Origin of the sequence: Amycolatopsis sp. NPDC051045, assembly GCF_040682955.1 — a bacterium.
Classification (GTDB): domain Bacteria; phylum Actinomycetota; class Actinomycetes; order Mycobacteriales; family Pseudonocardiaceae; genus Amycolatopsis.
This window is the reverse complement of the sequence record NZ_JBFBCC010000020.1, coordinates 104,089-124,043: the sequence shown is the minus strand read 5'-3', so window position 1 is coordinate 124,043 and position 19,955 is coordinate 104,089. Positions and strand designations below refer to the sequence as shown.

At 69.0% G+C, this 19,955-nt stretch carries 14 protein-coding genes and 4 pseudogenes; 6 read left to right on the top strand and 12 right to left on the bottom strand.

Annotated elements, in window-relative coordinates:
• Positions 1 to 35: 35 nt before the first annotated feature.
• The 3 genes from AB0M80_RS35165 to AB0M80_RS35155 all read left to right on the top strand — a co-directional run bounded on the left by AB0M80_RS35165 (position 36) and on the right by AB0M80_RS35155 (position 2,711).
• Positions 36 to 1,172 carry a sensor histidine kinase gene (locus AB0M80_RS35165; protein ID WP_364573559.1) on the top strand — a complete coding sequence of 379 codons (1,137 nt, stop codon included), beginning with the start codon at positions 36 to 38 and terminating at the stop codon, positions 1,170 to 1,172.
• Positions 1,169 to 1,825, top strand: coding sequence for a response regulator transcription factor (locus AB0M80_RS35160; protein ID WP_364573557.1), 657 nt, complete (start codon positions 1,169 to 1,171; stop codon positions 1,823 to 1,825). The genes AB0M80_RS35165 and AB0M80_RS35160 overlap by 4 nt, the downstream gene beginning before the upstream one ends.
• Positions 1,826 to 1,952: 127 nt before the next feature.
• Positions 1,953 to 2,711, top strand: a complete 759-nt coding sequence (locus tag AB0M80_RS35155) for an FkbM family methyltransferase (RefSeq protein ID WP_364573555.1) — start codon at positions 1,953 to 1,955, stop codon at positions 2,709 to 2,711.
• 323 nt (positions 2,712 to 3,034) lie between these two features.
• On the opposite strand, the gene AB0M80_RS35150 is transcribed toward AB0M80_RS35155, so the two are convergent.
• The gene (locus AB0M80_RS35150) at positions 3,035 to 4,492 is read right to left on the bottom strand and encodes a cellulose binding domain-containing protein (RefSeq protein WP_364573553.1); all 1,458 of its coding nucleotides are present in this window, start codon (positions 4,490 to 4,492) and stop codon (positions 3,035 to 3,037) included.
• A 655-nt stretch (positions 4,493 to 5,147) separates the two neighbouring features.
• Between AB0M80_RS35150 and AB0M80_RS35145 the strand changes: the two genes are divergently transcribed.
• The gene (locus AB0M80_RS35145) at positions 5,148 to 5,990 is read left to right on the top strand and encodes a hypothetical protein (RefSeq protein WP_364573551.1); all 843 of its coding nucleotides are present in this window, start codon (positions 5,148 to 5,150) and stop codon (positions 5,988 to 5,990) included.
• A 226-nt stretch (positions 5,991 to 6,216) separates the two neighbouring features.
• Here the strand turns inward: AB0M80_RS35145 and AB0M80_RS35140 are convergent.
• Together AB0M80_RS35140 and AB0M80_RS35135 are read right to left on the bottom strand one after the other, a co-directional pair.
• Positions 6,217 to 6,681 (bottom strand): annotated as a pseudogene (locus AB0M80_RS35140) (DDE-type integrase/transposase/recombinase); the annotation flags it as partial.
• A gap of 4 nt (positions 6,682 to 6,685) precedes the next feature.
• Positions 6,686 to 6,832 (bottom strand): annotated as a pseudogene (locus tag AB0M80_RS35135) (IS5/IS1182 family transposase); the annotation flags it as partial.
• Between the two features lie 9 nt (positions 6,833 to 6,841).
• Here AB0M80_RS35135 and AB0M80_RS35130 point away from each other — a divergent pair.
• Positions 6,842 to 7,003, top strand: a complete 162-nt coding sequence (locus tag AB0M80_RS35130) for a hypothetical protein (protein WP_364573549.1) — start codon at positions 6,842 to 6,844, stop codon at positions 7,001 to 7,003.
• A gap of 135 nt (positions 7,004 to 7,138) precedes the next feature.
• Here AB0M80_RS35130 and AB0M80_RS35125 read toward each other — a convergent pair whose 3' ends face one another.
• The 4 genes from AB0M80_RS35125 to AB0M80_RS35110 all read right to left on the bottom strand — a co-directional run bounded on the left by AB0M80_RS35125 (position 7,139) and on the right by AB0M80_RS35110 (position 15,055).
• Complete coding sequence (locus tag AB0M80_RS35125) at positions 7,139 to 8,098, bottom strand: RICIN domain-containing protein (RefSeq protein WP_364573547.1); 960 nt, start codon at positions 8,096 to 8,098, stop codon at positions 7,139 to 7,141.
• Positions 8,095 to 9,921, bottom strand: coding sequence for a galactosylceramidase (locus tag AB0M80_RS35120; protein WP_364573545.1), 1,827 nt, complete (start codon positions 9,919 to 9,921; stop codon positions 8,095 to 8,097). Before AB0M80_RS35120 ends, AB0M80_RS35125 begins: the two co-directional genes overlap by 4 nt.
• Before the next feature lie 198 nt (positions 9,922 to 10,119).
• The gene (locus AB0M80_RS35115) at positions 10,120 to 12,198 is read right to left on the bottom strand and encodes a PQQ-dependent sugar dehydrogenase (RefSeq protein WP_364573543.1); all 2,079 of its coding nucleotides are present in this window, start codon (positions 12,196 to 12,198) and stop codon (positions 10,120 to 10,122) included.
• Positions 12,199 to 12,241: 43 nt separating this feature from the next.
• A complete protein-coding gene (locus AB0M80_RS35110; RefSeq protein ID WP_364573541.1) occupies positions 12,242 to 15,055 on the bottom strand; it encodes a glycoside hydrolase family 2 TIM barrel-domain containing protein in 2,814 nt (937 codons plus the stop codon).
• Positions 15,056 to 15,657: 602 nt separating this feature from the next.
• Here AB0M80_RS35110 and AB0M80_RS35105 point away from each other — a divergent pair.
• Positions 15,658 to 16,254, top strand: a complete 597-nt coding sequence (locus AB0M80_RS35105) for an SMI1/KNR4 family protein (protein ID WP_364573539.1) — start codon at positions 15,658 to 15,660, stop codon at positions 16,252 to 16,254.
• 17 nt (positions 16,255 to 16,271) lie between these two features.
• Here AB0M80_RS35105 and AB0M80_RS35100 read toward each other — a convergent pair.
• The 5 genes and pseudogenes from AB0M80_RS35100 to AB0M80_RS35080 form a co-directional block, all read right to left on the bottom strand.
• A pseudogene (locus AB0M80_RS35100) lies at positions 16,272 to 16,439 on the bottom strand (NlpC/P60 family protein); the annotation flags it as partial.
• Between the two features lie 42 nt (positions 16,440 to 16,481).
• Positions 16,482 to 17,390: a zinc-binding dehydrogenase gene (locus tag AB0M80_RS35095; RefSeq protein ID WP_364573584.1), complete on the bottom strand. Its 909-nt coding sequence runs from the start codon at positions 17,388 to 17,390 to the stop codon at positions 16,482 to 16,484.
• A gap of 132 nt (positions 17,391 to 17,522) precedes the next feature.
• On the bottom strand, positions 17,523 to 17,945 hold the full coding sequence (locus tag AB0M80_RS35090; RefSeq protein WP_364573537.1) for a MarR family transcriptional regulator: 423 nt from the start codon (positions 17,943 to 17,945) through the stop codon (positions 17,523 to 17,525).
• Positions 17,946 to 18,013: 68 nt separating this feature from the next.
• A pseudogene (locus AB0M80_RS35085) lies at positions 18,014 to 18,115 on the bottom strand (IS982 family transposase); the annotation flags it as partial.
• A gap of 329 nt (positions 18,116 to 18,444) precedes the next feature.
• Entirely contained in the window at positions 18,445 to 19,800 is a 1,356-nt protein-coding gene (locus AB0M80_RS35080) for an MFS transporter (RefSeq protein ID WP_364573535.1), read from the bottom strand.
• Between the last annotated feature and the right edge of the window lie 155 nt (positions 19,801 to 19,955).

Here is a 19,955-nt window from a genome sequence, read left to right as displayed (position 1 = left end):
TGCCGGCCCGGCGATCGGCTGATTACGATCACCGCATGCCTGCTGACCTCCTCCATCCCGTGCGCGACCGGGTACCGGCCAAGCTCCGGACCGCCCTGGCGTGGGGGGCGTTCGCCCTGTCGCCGGTGGTCCTCCTGGGCTGGGCTGTTCTCGGTCACTCGCCCGATGTCCTGCCGCTCCTGGCGATGGCGCTGACCGCCGGGGTCCTGCGCCGCCGGCCGTGGGCCGTGGTGGGCCTGCTGCTCTTCGAGCTGGTGCTGATGGAGGTGATCCCGCTGCCCGACTTCCGCTCCACCCTCCGGTTCGTGCAGGTCGCGGGCATCGACGTCGTCGTCGGTTACCTCGCGGCCACCCGCCGCCCGGCGGCCTCGATCGGCGCCGCGGCCTTGGCACTCGTCGTGCAGCTCGCCGTGATCGCCGGCTTCCCGCTCTGGCCCGACTACGTCGAAACCGTTTCCCTCCAGGCCGGCATCGCCATGACCCTGGTCTGGCTGATCGGACTGACGCTTCGCCTGCGGCAGCAGAACATCGAGGCACGACGGTCGCACACCGCGACCGAGGCGATCCAGGCCGAACGGCTGCGGATCGCCCGGGAGCTGCACGACATGGTCGCGCACAGCATGGGCGTCATCGCCATCCAGGCCGGCGTGGGCAGCCGGGTGATCGACACCCAGCCGGCGGAGGCCCGCAACGCCCTGCACGCCATCGAGGCCGCCGGCCGGGACACCCTGGCCGGGCTGCGCCGGATGCTCGGCGCACTCCGCGAATCCGGCGAGCCGGCCGCCGCGCCACTGGGCCTGGACGACCTCGACGCCCTGATCGCGCGCTCGGCGGACGCCGGAGTGCATGTGGACCTCCAGTGGCGCGGCGAGCGGCGTCCGCTTCCCCCGGACATCGACCTGGCGGCCTTCCGGATCATCCAGGAAGCAGTCACCAACGTGACCCGGCACGCCGGGACCGACCGGTGCGAGGTGCTGGTCGACCAGCGGGACGACGAGTTGCTCATCGAGGTGACCGACGACGGGCGCGGCGGACCCGAGGGCGCCGGATACGGGATTCCCGGGATGCGCGAACGGGTCGCGCTGCTGCACGGCGACTTCACCGCCGGGCCGCGCCCCGACGGCGGTTTCCGGGTCAGTGCCCGGATCCCGGTCCCGGTCGGTGTCCGGTGACGATCCGGGTGCTGCTGGCCGACGATCAGCCGCTGATCCGCAACGGCCTGCGCGTCCTCATCGCCGACCACGACGATCTCCTCGTCGTCGGCGAAGCCGGCACGGGCGCGGAGGCGGTCGAACTCGCTCACGAAACACGGCCGGACGTGGTGGTGATGGACATCCGCATGCCCGGCATGGACGGCATCGAGGCCACCCGGCGGCTCACCACCGGCACCGAACCACCGCACGTGCTGATCCTCACCACCTTCGACGAGGACGAATACGTCTACGGCGCGCTGCGCGCGGGCGCCGGCGGCTTCCTGGTCAAGGACATGGCGCTGGAAGACATCCTCGCCGCGATCCGCGTCGTCGCGGCCGGGGACGGCCTCATCGCCCCCGGCGTCACCCGCCGCCTGATCGCACACTTCGCCGACCGCCCCGAACCGGCACGGGCCCGCCGGCCCGCCGACGGCATCACCGAGCGGGAGCGCGAGGTCCTGACCCTGGTGGGCCTCGGGCGGTCCAACCACGAGATCGCCGCCGAGCTGTTCATCAGCGTGGCCACCGCCAAGGCGCATGTGGCGCGCCTGTTCACCAAACTGGACGCGCGCGACCGCGTCCACCTCGTGATCATCGCCTACGAGATGGGCCTGGTCGAGCCGCCCCGGTGACCGCCTGCGGACGTACGCCCACGGGCGGACCCCGGCCACCGCAGGTGTGATCGGCGGGCCGATGTCCCCGGCTTCCGGCGACGGCAGGGTAGGCGTGCCCTTCCCGATCTAACGCTGAGGAACCCCGATGCCCCGTCTCGACCGCCCGGCCCTGACCGCCACGACAGCGAACCTGATCGCCCGCTGGACGCCCTACCTGGACCCCGAACTGCCGACGCTCCGCGGCCTGGTCCGGCCCGGCGACGTGTGCGTGGACGTCGGGTCGGCCGCCGGCCTGTACAGCCAGGCCTTGTCCCACCTGGTCGGCGACGCGGGCCTGGTGCACAGCGTCGAACCGCTGCCGTTCTCGCACCCGGTGTGGTCGCGGGTCCTGGGCGCGCGCGAGCGCCGCAACGTCGTCCACCACACGATGGCGCTGGGTGCCGAGCCGGGCCGGGCCGTGATGCGGGTGCCGTTCGGCGCCTACGGTCCGGCCACCAGCCGATCCTTCCTCGCCTCGGGGAGCACCGGCCTCGGTTCCACCGCCGGATACCGCTACCACGTCGACGTGCTCGTCGAAACCGGCACCTTGGACCGGCTCTGCGCCGATCTGACCCGCCTCGACTTCGTCAAGATCGACGTCGAAGGAGCAGAACTGCACGTCCTCGAAGGCGGCAGGCGGACCATCGAGAAGTTCCGGCCGGTCTTGCTCGTCGAGATCGAAGCCCGGCACACCGACCGCTACGCCTACTCCCCGGACGACGTCGTCGAGTGGCTCACCTCCCGCGGCTACACCATGTACGCCTGGCGCAACGGATGGCACGCCGTGCACAGGATCTGCCTGCACGCCAACAACTACCTCTTCCGGCCCGTCGGAACGGCTCGGCCGGACCCAGCGGCGCAATGAGTCGCGTTCACCCAGTCGACGACGTATCCGGCGACCTCACGCCGGAAGCGCGGGATCGCGGCGCCGTTCCAGTGTTCGTCGGTGTCAATCAGCGCGGGGAACAGCGGGCAGTTGCCGTTGATCGTGATGGTGACAGCGTTCCGCCCGGCAGTTCCGGCAGCACACGGCGACGGCGGCCAAGGCCACGATGTCGAGGATCAGCAGAGGGAAGTTGTCGGGGAGACGCCGCCGAGCGGAAACTCGAGCGATATCACGATTCCCATGGTTGTCTCCGTACATCAGCTGCTGAAAGGCTTCCAGGTCGATGAGCGGACACCGAGTGGTCACCAGGCGAGCGGGAGGGTGGCGATGTAGTCGGTGAGCAGTCCGGAGATGAGCCGGTGGTCGTTGAGGGAGAAGTGCCAGTCGCAGCCGAGGTGGTCCAGCCTCGGGTCGTCGAAATTCCAGAACCGGACACGGCTGTCGCCGCGGGCGTTGCGGTCGGAGACGACCTGCTGGGCCGGCTGGGCGAACAGGTTCGTGGCGCCCACCACGATGACCGCGTCGGAGCCGTACTGAGCGCGGAGCTTGTCGAGGAAGCCCTGGTAGGCGCTCTGGTAGGCGGCGACCAGGCTGCCGGCGGTCCATGGTTCGCCAGGGTTGATGGCGGTGCTGAAGTCGTTGGTGCCCAGGCCGACCACGACCAGCTGCGGCCGCCACGTGGCGGGGTTGTGCCACACGTCGCCGGAGACGTTCTGCAGAGTGCGGTCGTAGGCGGTGCGGAAGTCGGTCCCGGGGTCGCTGCCGTTGTAGTTGCGGACCATGCCGCGGCCGGATTGGGCGTTGACCTGGTAGTCGGCGTTCAGACGTCGGGCGGTGAGCGCGCCGAAGCCGAGGTCGGTGTTGGTGTTGCGGTCGATCCCGCCGTTGGCCGAGCAGTCGCGGGTGGTGGAGAGGTCGCCGTAGCCGGCGGTCAGAGAGTCGCCGATGAATTCGATCTGCCGGGTGCGGGCGGCGGGCTTCGCGAGGATTTCGCCGCCGGGTGCCGCGACGAAGCCGTCGAACTCGCCCGCGGCCCACGGGCTTTCGGTGCGCTTGACCAGCCGCACGCTGTGCTCGGCGTCGGTCAGGCCGCGGACCTGGTGGGTGGTGCGGCCCGGGGTGACCAGAGTGGCGACGGTGGCGCCGTCGATCTGGACGTCGTAGTCGTTGTTGGAGTCGTTGAGCACGATGTCCACGCCGGTGCCGCGGAAGCGGCCCTCGAAGTAGATACCTGGCCAGGTGTACTGCGCGACATCCCCGGTGAGTTTGACCCGGCCCACCGTGTGCGTTCGAGTCAGCGCGTCCGATGGCGGAGGGGAGGTGGTCGTCGGGGGGACGGGGCCGTTGCACCGGGTGCCGTTGAGGGCGAAGTCGGTGGGTATGAGGTTGGCTGAGTCGTTCCACGAGCCGGTGAACCCGAACCCGGCACTCGCGCCGGTGCCGAGGGAGCCGTTCCAGGCGGCGTTGTCGACCGCCACCTGGGCGCCGGACTGGGCGACGGTGCCGTTCCACAGTTGGGTGACTCGCTGGCCGGCGGCGAACGACCAGGTCAGCTGCCAGCTCGTGACCGGGTCGCCGAGATTGGTGACGTCGGCGTTCGCGGTGAAGCCGCCCTGCCACTGGCTGGCGACCTGATAGGTCACCCGGCAGCCCGCCGCGGCCTGGGCGGTGGAGACGGTGGCGAGGGTGGCAGCGGCGGCCACGACGGTGACGACGCCGGCGATGACCGCCGGCCGGCTTCCGCGACGGAAGGGGTGCATCTGCGTTCCTCCGAGGACGGGTGAGGCACGGGCACGGCGGTCTGCGGTCTTCCGCTGCTCAGGTCGGAGTGCATCGTGGGCGCGGGTTCGGCGGAGCTGTAAACGCTTCCTCACCGGTGGGTTCCAGAGGTCTGGAAGCGCTCCCAGTTCCGATTCTATCGCCTTTGTGGCCGAACTTGAAGCCCCATCGACCGGCCCGGCAGTCCGCCGAAGATACGACATCAGGGGCATTGCGCGGCCCTCGGCGCCCGGCTACCTTGCTCAACCGGGGGTGGGTCCCACCGTTTCGACCCACCAGCAGGAAGGTTCGCGATGAAGCGCACATCCGAGACCCGATGCCTGAGCACCGCACCGGCCACGACGGAACCGGCCAGATCCGCCTGCTTCACCACCGCCCGCCAGTACCGATAACACCGGCTCGTTTCCGCTTGGGCCGGTATCCGCGGTGCAGCACCGGTGCCACTGGGCGAATTCACCATTCTCCGCCTCCTCCTTGAACTCCAGGGTAATCAGCCGACGTTTTCCTCGGCACGGATATCCCTTCTTCCGAACAGCATAATGTTAGCGCTAACACGCCAAGCAGAGGAGGTCGCCGACCGAAGTCAGCCACGTCCCAACGCGTTTGGAGATTCCACTCCGCAAGAGGAGGTCAACGATGAAACCACGATGGAGTACCGCCCTGCTGGCCGCGATCGCGACCACGGCGTGCATGTTGTCGGCACCAGCGGCACCGGCGGTCGCCGCGGACCAGTGGAACCCGCCGGCGAACCTCGTGCGACCGATCGACGAGGTCTGGCAACATGTCGAAACCACGTACACCAATCTGTACGGATTCCGGAACTACGGCTGGGACCAGCTCATGGCCAACCGAGGTTACGTCAACTACTGCGTACGTTGGGACTCCGACCAGCCCGTGTCCGCCGCCTTGCGCGACCAGATCCACACAGCACTGGCCCGGCAATTCAAGAAATGGATGGACGCCCAACTGGAGAACGGCCAAGGCTACGACAACTGGCCCTACCGGGACGTCCCGTTGAAGGTCGTCGGGTGGGCGGTGCGCAATCGCAACACGCTGCAGTGGTCCGACAACTCCGTCGACATCTATACGGGCAACATCAACGAGAACGCGCCACAGTGCGCTCCGGAATGCGGCCGCTTCTTCAACCAAGGTGGCAGCTATCCCCGTTGCCCGGGCGGGATCGCGCGTCACTACGACATGTCGCTGTGGCTGACCGCCGGCTTCGGCGGTGGCGCCGGCGGCGACTGGGGTCAGCGCATCGGCAGTGAGTACTACGTCAACTCTCTCAACAACGACAATATCCATATCCTGCTGCATGAGATGGGCCATACGTTCGGCCTGGACGACTTCTACGACTGGACACCGACAGGCGTCTGCTGCTTCCTGATGAAGGCGGGAAGCGCGACCCAGATCACCGAGTTCGACAAATGGATGTTCCGCGACTTCTGGCGGCACATGAAAAACCGGTACGGTCTGTAGAGCCGAATGCCCCGGCCGCCACTGTGAGGACCTCCGGTGCCCCCACAGCGGCGTTCGGGGTGTCGCCAGACGCTGGGCCACCAACCGCGCCTCGGCCGGCAGATGCTCATAGGTGATGCTCTTTGCTGATGGCTTTTCCGATGGGTTCGCCACAGGCGGGCAGGACAGTGCTTCAAAGCCGGTGATGGTCTGCCCAGACTTCGGTTGACACCAAGGCTGACTGTTTTCAGGCCGCTGGTGCGGTCGTGTAGATGGTCTCAAACTCGACCGGGGTGAGCTTGCCCAGCAGACGCCGGTAGGCCCCCGACCGGAACTGGGCGCCGCGATCGGAGTGGACGACGGTACCGGACGGGTCGCGCAGTGCGATCGCGTTACGCAGCGCCCTGACCGCGAGTGAGGCCCGCGTATGCGAGTCGATGGCGTATCCGACGATCCTGCCGGAGTAGCAGTCCTTGATCGCACACAGGTAGAGTTTCCCTTCGTTCGTGGGATGTTCGGTGATGTCGGTCAACCACTTGGTATTCGGTGCGTCGGCGGTGAAATCGCGGCGCACCAGGTCGTCATGCACCGGTGGCCCCGACTTCCGGGACAGCCCCTTCTTCTTGGCGCGCACCGAGAAGATCTGTTGCATCGAACAGATCCGCCAGACCCGGTTCTCCGAGGCGGTGAACCCGCACGCGGCGAGGTCATCGCGGCAACGCCCACTGCCGACCCGGGCGGCCGTCCGCGATCTCATCGCCGCCGCGCTTCGCGACCAGCCGCACCAGCTTGCGGAACTGGCCCGGCTCCAGCCCGGTGAACGGGGCAATCCACTCCGGCCGCGACGCTGTGATCACCTGCACCACACCAACATGATCGACTACCAGCCTCGCCGGCCCGACACTGGGTTACGAGACAGCCCTTACCAAGAACTCGAGGGCTACGCCGTGCTGTGCGACAACAGGGCGGACGGCACGGCGGAACACGCCGGCCCGGACGGCGAGTGCCTCATGTTCACCGCCCGCACCTTCTGACGACGCGACGGATGCGGCCCGCCCCGGCGCCAGCACTCCGCGGCGGCAGGGCCGACGCCGTCTCGTCCATCGGACCCACGTCCGGCTCGCCGGCCAAGGCGACCTGCCGGCAGGGCCTCGTGCTGGACTCGCATGTCAGCTGCGTGCCCACCGCTGGTTCGCCGCACCGTCGCAGGGCCAGATGACGAACGGCGTGCCGTCGGCGGTGCCGTGGCCTTTCACGTCGAGGCACTTGCCGGACCCGACGTTGACGACCGCGCCACCGGACTGGACCCGCCACTGCTGCGTGGCGGCCCCGGCGCAGTCGTGGATCTGCACCGCGGTTCCGTCGGCCGTTCCGCCGTCGGCGGTCTCGAGGCACTTGGTGTCGAAGACCTTGAGCTGATTCGTCGTGGTCGAGGTCCACGCCTGGTTGCTGCCGTTGTTGCAGCCCCACAGCGCCGGCACCGTACCGTTGGCCTGGCTCGCCCCCGGGACGTCAGCGCACTTCCCCGACTCCTGGGACTTGAGGATGCCGACGGTGTCCCCGCGCGCCCACTTCTGGTTCGCGCCCTCGTTGCAGTCCCAGAGCACCAAAGCGGTGCCGTTGGCCGTACCGTGTCCGGCCGCGTCGAGGCACCTGCCCGATCCGGAGTTGACGGCCGAGCCGTCGGCGTTGACGGTCCACTGTTGCGCGGCGGTGTTGTCGCAACCGTCGATCTGGACCGGTGTCCCGTTGGCCGTGCCGCCGGCCCTGGTGGCCAGGCACTTGGTTCCGTAGACCATCAGCTGCTTGGCCGGGGTCGCGGTCCAGCTCTGGTTGGCGCCCCCGGTGCAGTCCCACAAGGCGACGGCGGTGCCGTCGACCTGGCTCGCCGCGGGGACATCGGCGCACAGGCCCGACTCCTGACCCTTGAGGATGCCGCCGAAGTTGCCGTCGGCGTTCGGGGTGACGGAGACGTTGTCGAAGAGGTTCGTCTGGTAGCCGACGACACCCACGCCGACGAGCCCAGCGGTGAACGCCGCGTCGGTGACGGTGCCGAGCGCGGCGCCGTCGAGGCTCGCGGTGATCCGGTTGCCGCTGAAGCCGAGCTTGACCGTGTGCCAGGTGTTCAAGCCCAGCGCCGCGCGGGACCGGAGGTGAGCGTGGTGAGTACGCCACCGCTGCTGTTCTTGGCGATCGACCACGAGCCGGTGTCGGCGATGCGCAGCTGGTAGGCGGCCTGGTGGCTCTGCGGCCGGTTCTGCGTGCCGGCCCGGCCGAGCAAGGTCACCGTGCCGGCCTGCTGCATGTCGATGTCGGCGCTGACGGTGTAGTTGCTCCAGTGCGGATCGCCGACGAGGGTGAAGGCGTCGCTGTCGTCCTGCCAGTTGATCGGCCGGACCGGAGCGACCTGCTGCAGGCACTGCCCGCCGCGGCCGGCGGCGCACGGGCGAACCTCGAACGAGCCCTGCATGTCGGAGAAGTACTTCGCGGCACTGCGCGCGGCGTAGCTGTCGAAGCTGTCGGAGTAGGGCAGGCTCAGCGTCCCGGCCGTGGGACTGGTCGCGGTGCCCTTGCCCTGGCCGGTCGTCGTGGTGACCGTGTAGATCCGGTTCGGCTGCAGGGTCAGCGAGTACTTCCCCGACGAAGGGGTGACGTCGGCCTGCCGCACGAAGTAGTCGGCGGCGTTGGATGATGCGAGGTCGGTGGACCAGACGTGCACGGTGCCACTGTTCAGCCCGCCCGAAGTGGTCACGTCGACCGTCTGAGCAGCCGTCGCACCGGTGGTTTCGTAAATGGTCGAGTAGTCGGCGCCGATGGTGGATTTCAGCGAGATGTAGCTGCCGTTCGCGCGGTTGCCGCCCAGGTAGCCGCTCGCCGAGCCAGTGAGGAACTTCCAGCCGGGCTGGGTGAACTGGGCCACCTGCGCATTGGCCCACAGATTCTTACCCAGCTGGTAGGCACCGGACCACGGCGTGTTCGCGGTGGCGAGGCCCACCGTGCTGTAGGGCAGGTTCGAGTACAACGCGGCCACCAGCGGCCAGTTCATGAAGCCGGTCATCTGGCCGTCGAGGTAGCCCCGGGTGATGGTCCGGATGTAGGCGGCCGCGCCGGTGTTGAAGTCCTGCGACCCGAATTCGCCGGCCCACAGCGGTTTCCCGGTGGCGACGGCGTTCGCGGACGAGGCGCACGTGGTCGCCTCCGACAGGTAGCCGCACGGGTAGTGGGCACCGACGACGCCGACGGCCGCGTTGAACCTGCTGTCGGACAGCATGTCGTCGGCGGTGTTCCAGCCGGTGTCGTCGCCGACGATCTGCACGGCGCCGTAGCCGCGGGCGTTCAGTGCCGAGCGCAGGTTCACGTACCAGGTCTTGTCGTGGCCGCGTTCGTTCCAGCCGCCGAGGTAACTGACGGTCAGGCCGTGCTGCTTCGCGCAGTCCAGCCAGGAGATGTCGTAATCGATCATGTCCTGGGACCAGAAGTTCCCGCCACCGACCCAACCCGGCGCCGCCCAGGGCAGCGCCACCAGCTTGATCCCCGGATTGCGTGCGACGGCCTGCTCGCCGAGCCAGAACTCGTAGCCGGCGTTGCAGTTGGTCTCGCCGCGCACGTGCCGGTGGCTCGGTTCCGAGCCGTCGGTGGAGTTCGCGTCCCCGCCGATCTCCAGTTTCAGCAGTTGCACGGCGGCCCCGTAGCCCGGTTTGAACAGGTAGTCGAGGATCTGGGCGCGTTGCGCGGGTGGGTAGTCGATCAGCAGCCGGGAGTTCCCGCCACCGCCGCTGATCGCGCCGACACCGTCGAAAGTCCGGCCGGTACTGCCGCCGTTGACGGCGATCGTGGTGGTGGCCGCGCCGGCGGGCACTGCGGTCACCGCCAGTGCCGCGGTGGCGAGCAAAGCGGACAAGAGCAGGAGGAAAAGCCGATGGACCGTCGAGTCGCGGCGTTGCGGACGCATGGGAGGTCTCCTTCGGAACTCATCGGGCGAGGCACCTGAGGTCGCGTAGGACGCGCTCCTGCGCGGCTTGTCCGGCACAAACCGGATCGGCAGGCCACCGAACCGCCTCAGGTCCGGTGGCGCAGCGGGAACCGCGAGGACGCGCTGCAGGAAGGAGGTGAGTCTCCTGCGGCGCTCCCGCTGCTGGGGTCGCGCGGGCTACCCGCCCAGTGCGACGTGGAAGATCTTCTCGTTGCTGTTGTCGGGGATGCTGTCCTTGTCACCGTTGTTGGTGGTCGTCAGCCACAGCCCGCCACCGGGCGCGGGTTCCACCGTGCGCAGCCGCCCGTAGGTGCCGTTGAAGTACGCCTGGACATCGGTCAGGTCGCTGCCGCTGATCACCTCGCGGTACATCCGGGTCCCGCGTTCGCAGGCGACGTAGAGCACGTCGCGGACGATGGCGATGCCGGAGCAGGAACCGTCCGCCGTGGGGTAGGTCCGCTTGGGTGCGATGAAGCCAGCGGTGCCGCACGTCCCGGAGGTGCCTTCACACGCCGGCCAGCCGTAGTTGCCGCCCTTGGTGATCAGGTTGGTCTCGTCCATGGTTCCGTCGCCGAACTCCTGTTCCCACAACCGGCCCTGGGAGTCGAACGCGAGTCCCTGGGGGTTGCGGTGGCCGTAGCTCCACACGTAGGTGCCGAAGGGGTTGTCCGAGGGCACGCTGCCGTCCGGGTTCAGGCGCAGGACCTTGCCGTTGAGGCTGGCCTTGTTCTGCGCGTTGTCGCCGTTCTGGGCGTCACCGGTGCTGGCGTAAAGCTTGCCGTCCGGCCCGAAGCGCAGCCGCCCGCCGTTGTGGTACTTGTTGCGCAGCAACCCGCTGACCAAGACCTGTTCCGTGGCCGTGCTGAGCTGGTCGTTCTCCAGCTTGATCCGCACGATCCGGTTGTCGGACGGCGAGGTGTGCATGATGTAGAGCCAGTGGTCACCGGCGAACCCGGGCGAAATGGCGAGGCCGAGCAGGCCGCCTTCCCCGTCGGTGTTGTCGACGCCGGGAACCGTGCCGACGCTGGTCTTGGCGCCGGTGGCCGGGTTCAGGTGGACGATGTCGTGGGCGTCGCGCCGGGTGTAGAGGATCGTGCCATCCGGCAACGTCACCAGGCCCCACGGGATGTCCGTGTCGGTGGCGATCTGCGTCACCGCGCACACCGAGTCGCCGCAGGCCGCGCCGGTCGTCACCGTCGTGGCCGCGCTGGGCGCCGAGACGTTCGCCTGGGCGTCCCGCGCGACGACGTAGTAGGAGTAGCTCGTGTTCGCCGCCAGCCCGCTGTCGACGAAGGTGGTCGCGGGCGGCGCGGTGGCGGTCCCGGTGACGGCGCCGACCTTGGCGCCGCCGCGGTAGATGTCGTAGGCCCGGACGCCGATGTTGTCCGTGGCCGCGGCCCAGTCCAGGGTCACCGTCGTGCCGGAGGCGGCGGCGGTCAGCTTCGTGGGCGCGCTCGGCGCCTGATCGTCCGGCTGGCACGGCGGGGGCTTGATCGAGACCGTGGCGCTGGCCTGGGAGACATTGCCCGCGGCGTCGCGCGCGTTGACGTACAGGCCCCAGGTCGCGCCGGCGACCACGGTGAGGCTCGTCGACAGGGTGCTCCCGCTCACCGACTTCATCGACTGGCCGTCGTGGTAGACGTCGTAGAACGCCACGCCCACGTTGTCGGTGGCGGCGTTCCACGCGAAGGTGACGGCGTCGCAGACCAGGTCGCTCACCCGGGGATTGCCCGGCACGCTCGGGGGCTGGGTGTCACCGAGGGAGGTCCGCCACTTCTGGTTGCCTCCCCCGGTGCAGGTGTACAGCCCGACGAGGGTGCTGTTCGCGGTGCCCGCCCCGGTGACGTCGAGGCAGAGACCCGACTGCACACCGGTGATGGTGCCGTCGGCGCCGATCCGCCACTTCTGGTTGGCGCCGCCGTTGCAGGGGTAGATCTGGGCGTCGGCCGGGGACGTGGTGCTCGCGCCGGCGACGTCGAGGCACATCGCGCCGTCGTAGACCCGCAGTTCGCCCGCCGCCGTGAACGTCCACGCCTGGTTGGCTTGCCCGTTGCAGTCGTAGATGTTGACGCGCGTCTTCGCTGCGGTGCTGTTGCCGACGACGTCGAGGCACCGTCCGGACGCCACGCCGGTCACCGTGGCACCGGAAGCCGCCGCGGTGGCTGCGGGCACGACCGCCGGCACCGCGGCGACGGCGGCGATCACCGCGGTCAGGACTCGTAGGCGCGACCGCCTACGGGAGCTCGGGGAGAACATTCTCTTGACCTCTCACTGTGGGTGAGCTTCCAGTGGGTGTGTCTCACGCGCCGAAACGGAAGTACACGGTGCGGTGGTAGTCGCCGGTGGCGGCGTTCGGGCGGCTCTCCGGGCCCAGCGCCGCGACGCCGTGGAACTTGTTGCCGATCGGCGCGATGCCGTCGAGGAACGAGACGCCGCCGGCCGGGTAGGTCACCACTGCGTTCTGCGGGTCGGGGCCCACCGCCGGGGTGAACAACCGCAGGTACAGACCCTCCTCCGCGGCGACCACCGTGACCGCGCCTTCGGTGGTGTCCAGCACCGCCCAGCAGGTCCGCGCGTGGTAGCCCTTGAACTCCGGGTACGCGAACCCGCTCGCCCCCGTCGCGGTGTCGTCGAACGGCTTGTGCCAGACGTCGGGCTGCACACCGCGCAGCCGGTTCTTGTAGACGCGGTACGGCCCGTCCCCGAGCCACGTCAGGCCCCGGACGTTCGCCTCGGGGTAGTCGAAGTTCACGCCGAGGTGGTCGTGGTCGCCGGTGGCGCGGTAGCGGTACTCCAGCCGCAGCCAGCCGTTGGCGTCCAGGCGCCAGCGCACCGACGTCAGATCACCGGCGTAATCCGCCTGCACAACCCAGCCGGTGCCGTCGCGGAAGTGGCCGAACCCGGTGAGCGTGGCCGCTCCCCCGGCCGGGACGGGGCCGTTGGCCAGCGACACCGGCGTACTGCCGCGGCGTACGCCGGTCAGCCGTCCGTCGGCCTTGCCGATGGTGACCCGGGTGGCTCCGGCGACGAGCGTGACGCCGGCGGCGGTCTCGACGGCGGTGACGCTTCCCATGGTCGCCGGCTTGACCAGGTTTGCCGCGAAGTCCGGCGCCTTGCGGATGCGCCACGTCCAACAGCTGACGTCCCGGCCGGTCGCGTCGGTCACGCTCAGCCGCAGGGCGTCGGCTCCGGTCCAGTCGGCGGGCAGGCCGAGCGTCACCGCGCCGGTGTCCCCCGGCGCGACGGCCGGCGCCTCCGCCTGTCCTTGGGCCAGGATCCGGTGCCCGGATCCCCCGCCGGGTGCGGGGAACGCCAGCAGCTGCCAGCTGAATCGGCACATCCGGAGGTTCGTGAAGTCGTACCGGTTGACCAGCTTCACCGTCTTGTCGAACGACGCCGGGAAAACCGAGTCGTAGTAGGCCGGGCTGGCCAGCTGGACCGGCGACCAGATGTCCTTGATCGTGAAGAAGCTGCCTTCCTTTTCCCGGTACGGGCCGAGGATGCCGTCGGGAGCGCGGCTGCCGTGGGTGTCGAGGGCCCCGCCGCGGTCGTCCCGCACGACGCTTTCGTCGACGAGCGCCCAGATGAACCCGCCCGCCGAGCGCTGGGCCCCGCCCATGAGCTTCCAGTAATCGTTCAAGCCGGCCCCGGCGCCGCCGTCGTAGAGCCCGTGCAGGAACTCGGTCGGCATGAAGACCGTGGTGCCCGCGGCCTTGCTCGCGGTGCTGCTGTAGGTCTGGTAGTGGCTGGTGTCGACACCGCTGAACGTAGTCCACGGGTGCAGCACCGGCCGCCGCTGCGGGTCGTACCGGCCGAAGTCGTCGTCCAGCGCGGTGTTCCAGCCACCCTCGTTGCCGTTGTCCCAGAACAAGATCGACGGGTGGTTGACGTCCCGCTCCACCATCGCCTCGACCAGCGGAGCCCCGGCACCCTCGTCGTAGTGGCGCTGCCAGCCGGTCAGCTCGTCCAGGACGTAGAGCCCCAGCTCGTCGCAAAGATCGAGGAAGAACGCGTCCGGCGGGTAGTGCGACATCCGGACGGCGTTCATGTTCATGTCCTTCATCAGCCCGATGTCCAGCCGAGCGAGCCGGGGACTGGACGCCCGGCCGGAGGTCGGCCAGAAGGTGTGCCGGTTCGCTCCCTTGAGGACGATCCGCTTGCCGTTCACGTAGATGCCGTCACCCGCCCGGACCTCGATCGTGCGGAAGCCGAAGCGCTCGACGGTGGTGTGCAGCGGAACTCCGGTGGAGCTCACGAGGGTCAATTCGACTTGGTGGAGGTTCGGTGTCTCGGCTGTCCACAGTGGAGGATGGGCCGCGTTGGTGGTCAGGGTCGCGCCGGTGGCTCCACTCGCGACGGCGACCGAGAACGCTCCGCCGACGGCCGTGCCGTCGAGCCCGCGCAGCTGCGCGGTCAGCCGGGCCGCCACCGTCACTCCGGCGAGCGTGACGTGGGCGGCGAAGGTCCCGTCCGCGCGGGCGTCGATCGCGACGCGGTCGATCCGGGCCGCGGGGTACGCCTGCAGCGACACCGGCCGGAAGAGCCCACCGAAGTTCCAGAAGTCGCCGCGGCGCTCGGCGTCGTTCACCGAAGCGTCCGCTGATTCCTTGCTGACGGTCGCCTCGAGCAGGTTCTCCTGGCCGAGCCGCAGCAGGGCCGTCACGTCGTAGCGGAAGCGGTAGAAGCCGCCTTGGTGCGCGGGCCCGGCCGAAACGCCGTTGACTCGCACGTCGGCGTCGGTCATGGCGGCTTCGAACACCAGGAAGATCCGGCGCCCTGCCCAGGACGCGGGCGGCGTGAACCGGTGGCGGTAGTTGCCCTTCTCCTCCGGGACGAGATCCCCGCCGTAGTGGTAGCTGCCGAAGCCGTGGCACTCCCAGTTCGACGGCGTCGGGATCGTGCCCCACTCCCCCGCGCGCCGTCCGGCCGTCACCTGGAACTCCCAGTCGACGGTGTGGTCGGCGTCGGCACCGGTCAGGAGCATGGTTTTGGTTGCCGGATCGGCGAGCGCCGCGCCGGCTTCGCCCGTTGACGAGACGCTGAGCGCGGACAGTCCCGCGGTGGCCCCACCCACCGTGCTGATGATCAACGCCGTGCGACGATTGAATTCCACTGTGCCTCCGAAAGACTGGGAGGTGAAGTCCGCCGACGCGCCCAGAGACAGATCGAGAGAGGGTGGGCGATCTGATATATGACACATCGTACAACGGTGCGAGGGGCGCAGGTGGACAAACTACCGGACAAGAACGTTGCTTGCTTCCTTCGCAGAATCATCTACGGCACGTGGATCCTCCGTGCGATCGGGAGAACGTCGCAGACGGGGTTCTCGCGACCGTTCACCCGGCATCGGCGCACAGCGCCGCTTTTTGCGGCGCGCACCATGCAGGCGTTACTCTCCACAGCATTCTTGGTTCGCTCCGTCGTTGCGGTCCCCCAGCACCCGTGGCTTGCCCCCGGCACCGTTGAATTCGGTACGCCGACGCACTGTTCCGATGTTCGATGCGGCGGGTGCCTCGGCAGGCTGTCGAACTCACCTCGCTCCGCGGTCAGGGCGGATCACGGCAATGGTGGTGGCGGGATCGCGGCGAAACCGGCATCGGCGAGAACGAACCGGCAGGCCGGGTTCGTTGCGATGATGGATAGGCTGTGGGTGTGCCCGACGGGCCGTCGGGCACACCCACAGCACGCACTCGGAACCGGGAAGGGTGATCCGGGATGACGGCGCCGGTGACACCGACGTGGCAGCAGATCGTCACTCTGCTCCAGGACTTCGCACCCGCTACGGCACGGGTGATCAGGCCCCCAGCGCCGGCCACGGAAGTGCAGCGGGTGCTGAGCGTGCTCCCCGCCGAACCGCCCGCCGACCTTCTCGCGTGGTGGGCGGCCATGGACGGCATCGATGACGAGCAGGACTACCGGGCGGGGGCCCTGATCCCTCACCACTTCGTGCCTCTTGCCGTGCAACGGGTCCGGGAAGAATATCTTCGGCAGCGGGAATATCGCGATCCCACCTGCTGCACCGACGACAACCGCCACGACAAGCCCGCAGGTGAATCCGTCTTCCCGTACTGCACAGCGCTGATCCCCGTCTGTCGCTCCATCGACGGCGGAATGCTGTGTGTCGACACCCGGCCTGGTGCGCAGTACGGCTGCCTCATGGACTGGTACGCCAGCGAAGGCGCCTACGCAGCAGAGTGGCACAGCGTGACCCACATGCTCAACGACGTCGCCGGACGCCTCGGTGGTACCGGACCCGGTGCGGCCGCCGTCGACGACGAAGGAATGCTCGATTGGAACAGCGACCTCGGCTGAGGTCAACCATCACCTGACTACGGTACCGGACGCGAAGCACCGACAATCCTTGTGCCTATCTGGTCGATGCCGACGGGTTCCCCGAAGTCCGGAGCATTGATCATCTTCGTCGCGGACAGAGTGAGACCGACGTGAGTGACATGGGTTGCGCTCGAGCCGAAGACCACGAGATCACCTGGTTCGAGCCGACCGACTGGTTCCGTCCCTGAGGCATGCGCAGGTGGTGGTCACGGAACCAGGACCAGTTTGCCTTCGACCTCGCGGTTCTCCAGGCGGCGGTGGGCTTCGGCGGCCTGCTCCAGCGGCAGGGTGACGACCTCGGGCTTGATGGCGCCGGCTGCCAGTTGCTCGACCAGTGCCGCGATGTCGGCCCGGAACCCGGCGGGATCCTTGTCGACCGCGCGCGCCACGGTGTGCACGACCACACGGGGACCCGGCGTGAGCTTCGCCCGCAGGAGGGCGCCGACGGTGCGCGCCATGGCGCCGGCTCTGGAGTAGCCGGCTCCGGTGGCGAAGCTGAACCCGTACGACACGACCACACCCGACGGTTTCGTGGCACGCCGGGAGCGCGCCAGCGAAGGGCCGCCCACCGGGTCGAACGCGGCCACGACGGGCACGGGCACTGCGGCCTGGTCCGCGACCCAGGTGGCGCCGCCTGCCTGGACCCGGCTTCGTCTGCCCGGGCTGGAGGTGCCGTAGACCTCGACCCCCGCCGCCCTGGCGATCTGGGACAACGCCGATCCCACTCCGCCGGCCGCCCCGAGCACCAGCACGGCCTCGCCGGGCGCCGGCCTGGCCACCCGGTGGAACATCTGCCAGGCCGTGAGGTAGTTGAGCATCAGTGCGTCGAGGTGTTCGGCGGGAGGTTCCTCGGGTAGCGGGGTGGTCCGCAACGCCGGTGCCAGCACGTGCGTCGCGTACCCGCCGGCGCCGATCAGAGCGCCGACGCGCCGGCCGACGGTGAATTCCTCGACGCCGGCGCCCACCCGCGCGACGTGCCCGACGACGTCGAACCCCTGGACCTCCGGGAGGGCGCCGGGGGTGAGCCCCCGGCGAGTCGAGATGTCGTGGAACGCCACGCCCGCGGCCTCCGTCGTGATCAGGATCTGTCCCGGGCCCGGTTCCGGCACCGGCATGGCCTCCACCCGGAGCACCTCAGGACCTCCCGTGGAGGTCAGTCGTACCCGTCTCGCGCCTGCCTCAGTGGTCATGCCCGAAGGTTACATGAGAATCTCAAGGAAATAATCAATGAGTTGTGGTCGTCTCCGCTACAGGTCGGTGAGCGCCTTGGCGAGCAGGGACTGCAGAAGCAGCTGTTCGTCGTCGCCGAGGTGAGCGAAGGGGGAGTGCCTGGCGACGACGGTGAGAAGTCGCTCGCGCACATTCCGGCCTTCGGCGGTCAGCACCAGCGTCCGGACGCGCCCGTCCCGGGGATGTGGGCGCCGCTCGGCGAGCCCCCGTTCCTCCAACTGCGCGCTGAGCAGACTGATGTTGGAGGGGTCGCAACGCATGAGGGCGGCCAGCTTGCGCAGCGGTTGCGGCTCGGCGTCCGGGTCGAGGATCCACAGCAGGTTCGCCGTCGGTCCGGTGAGCTCCAGCCGCTCCAAGCCGTCGTGCATCCGGCCGGCAACCTCTCCGGCCAGGGCCATCACCTGGTACAGCAACGAAGCCGCGAGCTCATCGACCACCATGCACCGAGCTTAACTTGAGATACTCCTGGAGTTGCTTCACGAAATGTGCCGTTGTGTAGCTCGAGGTCGATTTTCGGGCTGACCAGAGCCCAGGTGATCGGGAGTCCGGCCGGGGTGCAGACCAGGCGCAGGCCCCAGAACAACCGCGAATGCGATGAGTAGTAGCCGTAGCGCATTTGCCCGGCCCTCGTGAACCCAGCGCGTTGGCCCGGGAGGAGCCGACCACATGCCCGTTTCGAACACCGCTCCCGGTCTCGTCGCCATGGACAACCGCACGGCGACACGCTGATCCGTCCGAAGCCGAGGGAAGGTGCGGCACGCACCGGTCACCGAAGTGCGTGCCGCGCAAGGCCGCAGGCGGGCAGCGTCGGACCGGCCGACGGTTGCCGCCTTCGCCCGGCTGGACCGAGGCTCCCCCGCACCCGGCGGCTTTCCGTAGCGGTACTCGGCCCGAGCCTCTTGATCGACCAGCGAAGACGATCATGAGCCGCGCCGTGGGTCAATGGGAACGCCTCGTCCGGGTGCGCGCAGTGGCCTCCTCCAGCCCGCCTTCCACGACCTCCGGGTCCTTCAGCGCGACGGTCGCTCGCAGCGTCTTGCTGCCCGTCTCCGGGAGCGTGAAGTAGACGGCGAGGCAGACAGCGATGATCACGATCATGTAGAGAGCGACGTACTTGGGGTGCCCGGCGCCGACGAACGCGGCGGCGATCAGGGGGGCGGTGCCGCCGAAGATGGCGATCACCAGCTGGTGGGAGAAGCCGATGCCGGCCACCCGGACCGACGCCGGGAACAGCTCCGCCTGAATGGTCGGGTACACCGCCTGCCAGATGCCCAGGACGATCCATCCTGATGCGGCCACCACGACGTAGACCCAGAAGCCCGGCCGGTCGAGGAGCAGCAGCAGCGGGTAGAAGAGCACGATCATGCCGACCGCACCCACGATGGGGAAGATCTTGCGCCGACCGAGCCGGTCCGACAGCGCGCCGCAGATCGGCACGACGATGACCAGCAGGGTGAGCCCGATGACGCTGCCGACCAGGGTGGAGCCCTTGTCCCGTCCGCTGGTGAGCTGGGCGTAGGTGGGCAGGAAGGTCGCCCAGGTGTAGTAGGCCACGGCCGGCGCGGACAGCGCCGCCGTCTGCAGCAGGGCCTTCGGATGCTCACGGAGCAGAGCCAGCAGCCGTGCGGGTGCCGACTTCTTGTCGACGAGGGAGCTGGCCTCGAACTCGGAGGTCTCGTCGGCACGGGCCCGCAGGACGAGGCCGACCACACCCAGGAGGCCGCCCACGAGGAAGGGGACGCGCCAGCCCCAGACCGCGAGCTCGTGCGGAGCGAAGGCTGAGGTGACGATCGCGGCGCTCCCGGTCGCGGCGAGGGTCGCCAAGCCGCTCGCCATGTTCGAGAAGGACCCGAACAGGCCTCTCCTGGTCGGCGGGGCGTGCTCGACCATGAACGAGATGGCGCTCTGCTGCTCGCTGCCGGCCGAGATGCCCTGCAGGATCCGGGCCACCACGAAGAGGATGGGCGCCGCGTAGCCGATCACGTCGTACCCGGGGGTGAGCGCGATGATCAGGGCGCCGAGCGCCATCCCGGACACGGACAAGGTGAGGACGGCCCGCCGGCCGTAGCGATCGGCCAGCGGCGAAACGATGATCCCGCTGAAGGGGCGGACCACGAACCCGATCGCGTACGTGAGCAGCGCCGCGATGAGCGAGGCGAACGCGGAGTGGCTCGGAAAGATCTGCGGGGCGAACACCGCGGCCAGCAACCCGTAGATGTACCAGTCGTACCACTCGACGAAATGGCCGATCGTGCCCGCCACCATGTTGACCGGGCGGCGAGGGCGATCCAGCACTTCGGAGAGCTCCGGAGGGCTTGAAGTCCCGGCGGCATCTGGTGAGTTCGTCGTCATTGAGAGCTCCTTGGTGGGTGTGGTGCCGTGCTGGGCATCGTCACGACCTGCTCGTCGAGGACGTCGCCGTTCCCGTCAGCACGTGCCGCCTGGTGCCG

Coding starts and splice junctions, on each gene's coding strand:
- AB0M80_RS35165 (WP_364573559.1), top strand. CDS start 36: ATGCCTGCTGACCTCCTCCATCCCGTGCGCGACCGGGTACCGGCCAAG.
- AB0M80_RS35155 (WP_364573555.1), top strand. CDS start 1,953: ATGCCCCGTCTCGACCGCCCGGCCCTGACCGCCACGACAGCGAACCTG.
- AB0M80_RS35150 (WP_364573553.1), bottom strand. CDS start 4,492: ATGCACCCCTTCCGTCGCGGAAGCCGGCCGGCGGTCATCGCCGGCGTC.
- AB0M80_RS35145 (WP_364573551.1), top strand. CDS start 5,148: ATGAAACCACGATGGAGTACCGCCCTGCTGGCCGCGATCGCGACCACG.
- AB0M80_RS35130 (WP_364573549.1), top strand. CDS start 6,842: ATGATCGACTACCAGCCTCGCCGGCCCGACACTGGGTTACGAGACAGC.
- AB0M80_RS35120 (WP_364573545.1), bottom strand. CDS start 9,921: ATGCGTCCGCAACGCCGCGACTCGACGGTCCATCGGCTTTTCCTCCTG.
- AB0M80_RS35115 (WP_364573543.1), bottom strand. CDS start 12,198: ATGTTCTCCCCGAGCTCCCGTAGGCGGTCGCGCCTACGAGTCCTGACC.
- AB0M80_RS35105 (WP_364573539.1), top strand. CDS start 15,658: ATGACGGCGCCGGTGACACCGACGTGGCAGCAGATCGTCACTCTGCTC.
- AB0M80_RS35095 (WP_364573584.1), bottom strand. CDS start 17,390: ATGCCGGTGCCGGAACCGGGCCCGGGACAGATCCTGATCACGACGGAG.
- AB0M80_RS35090 (WP_364573537.1), bottom strand. CDS start 17,945: ATGGTGGTCGATGAGCTCGCGGCTTCGTTGCTGTACCAGGTGATGGCC.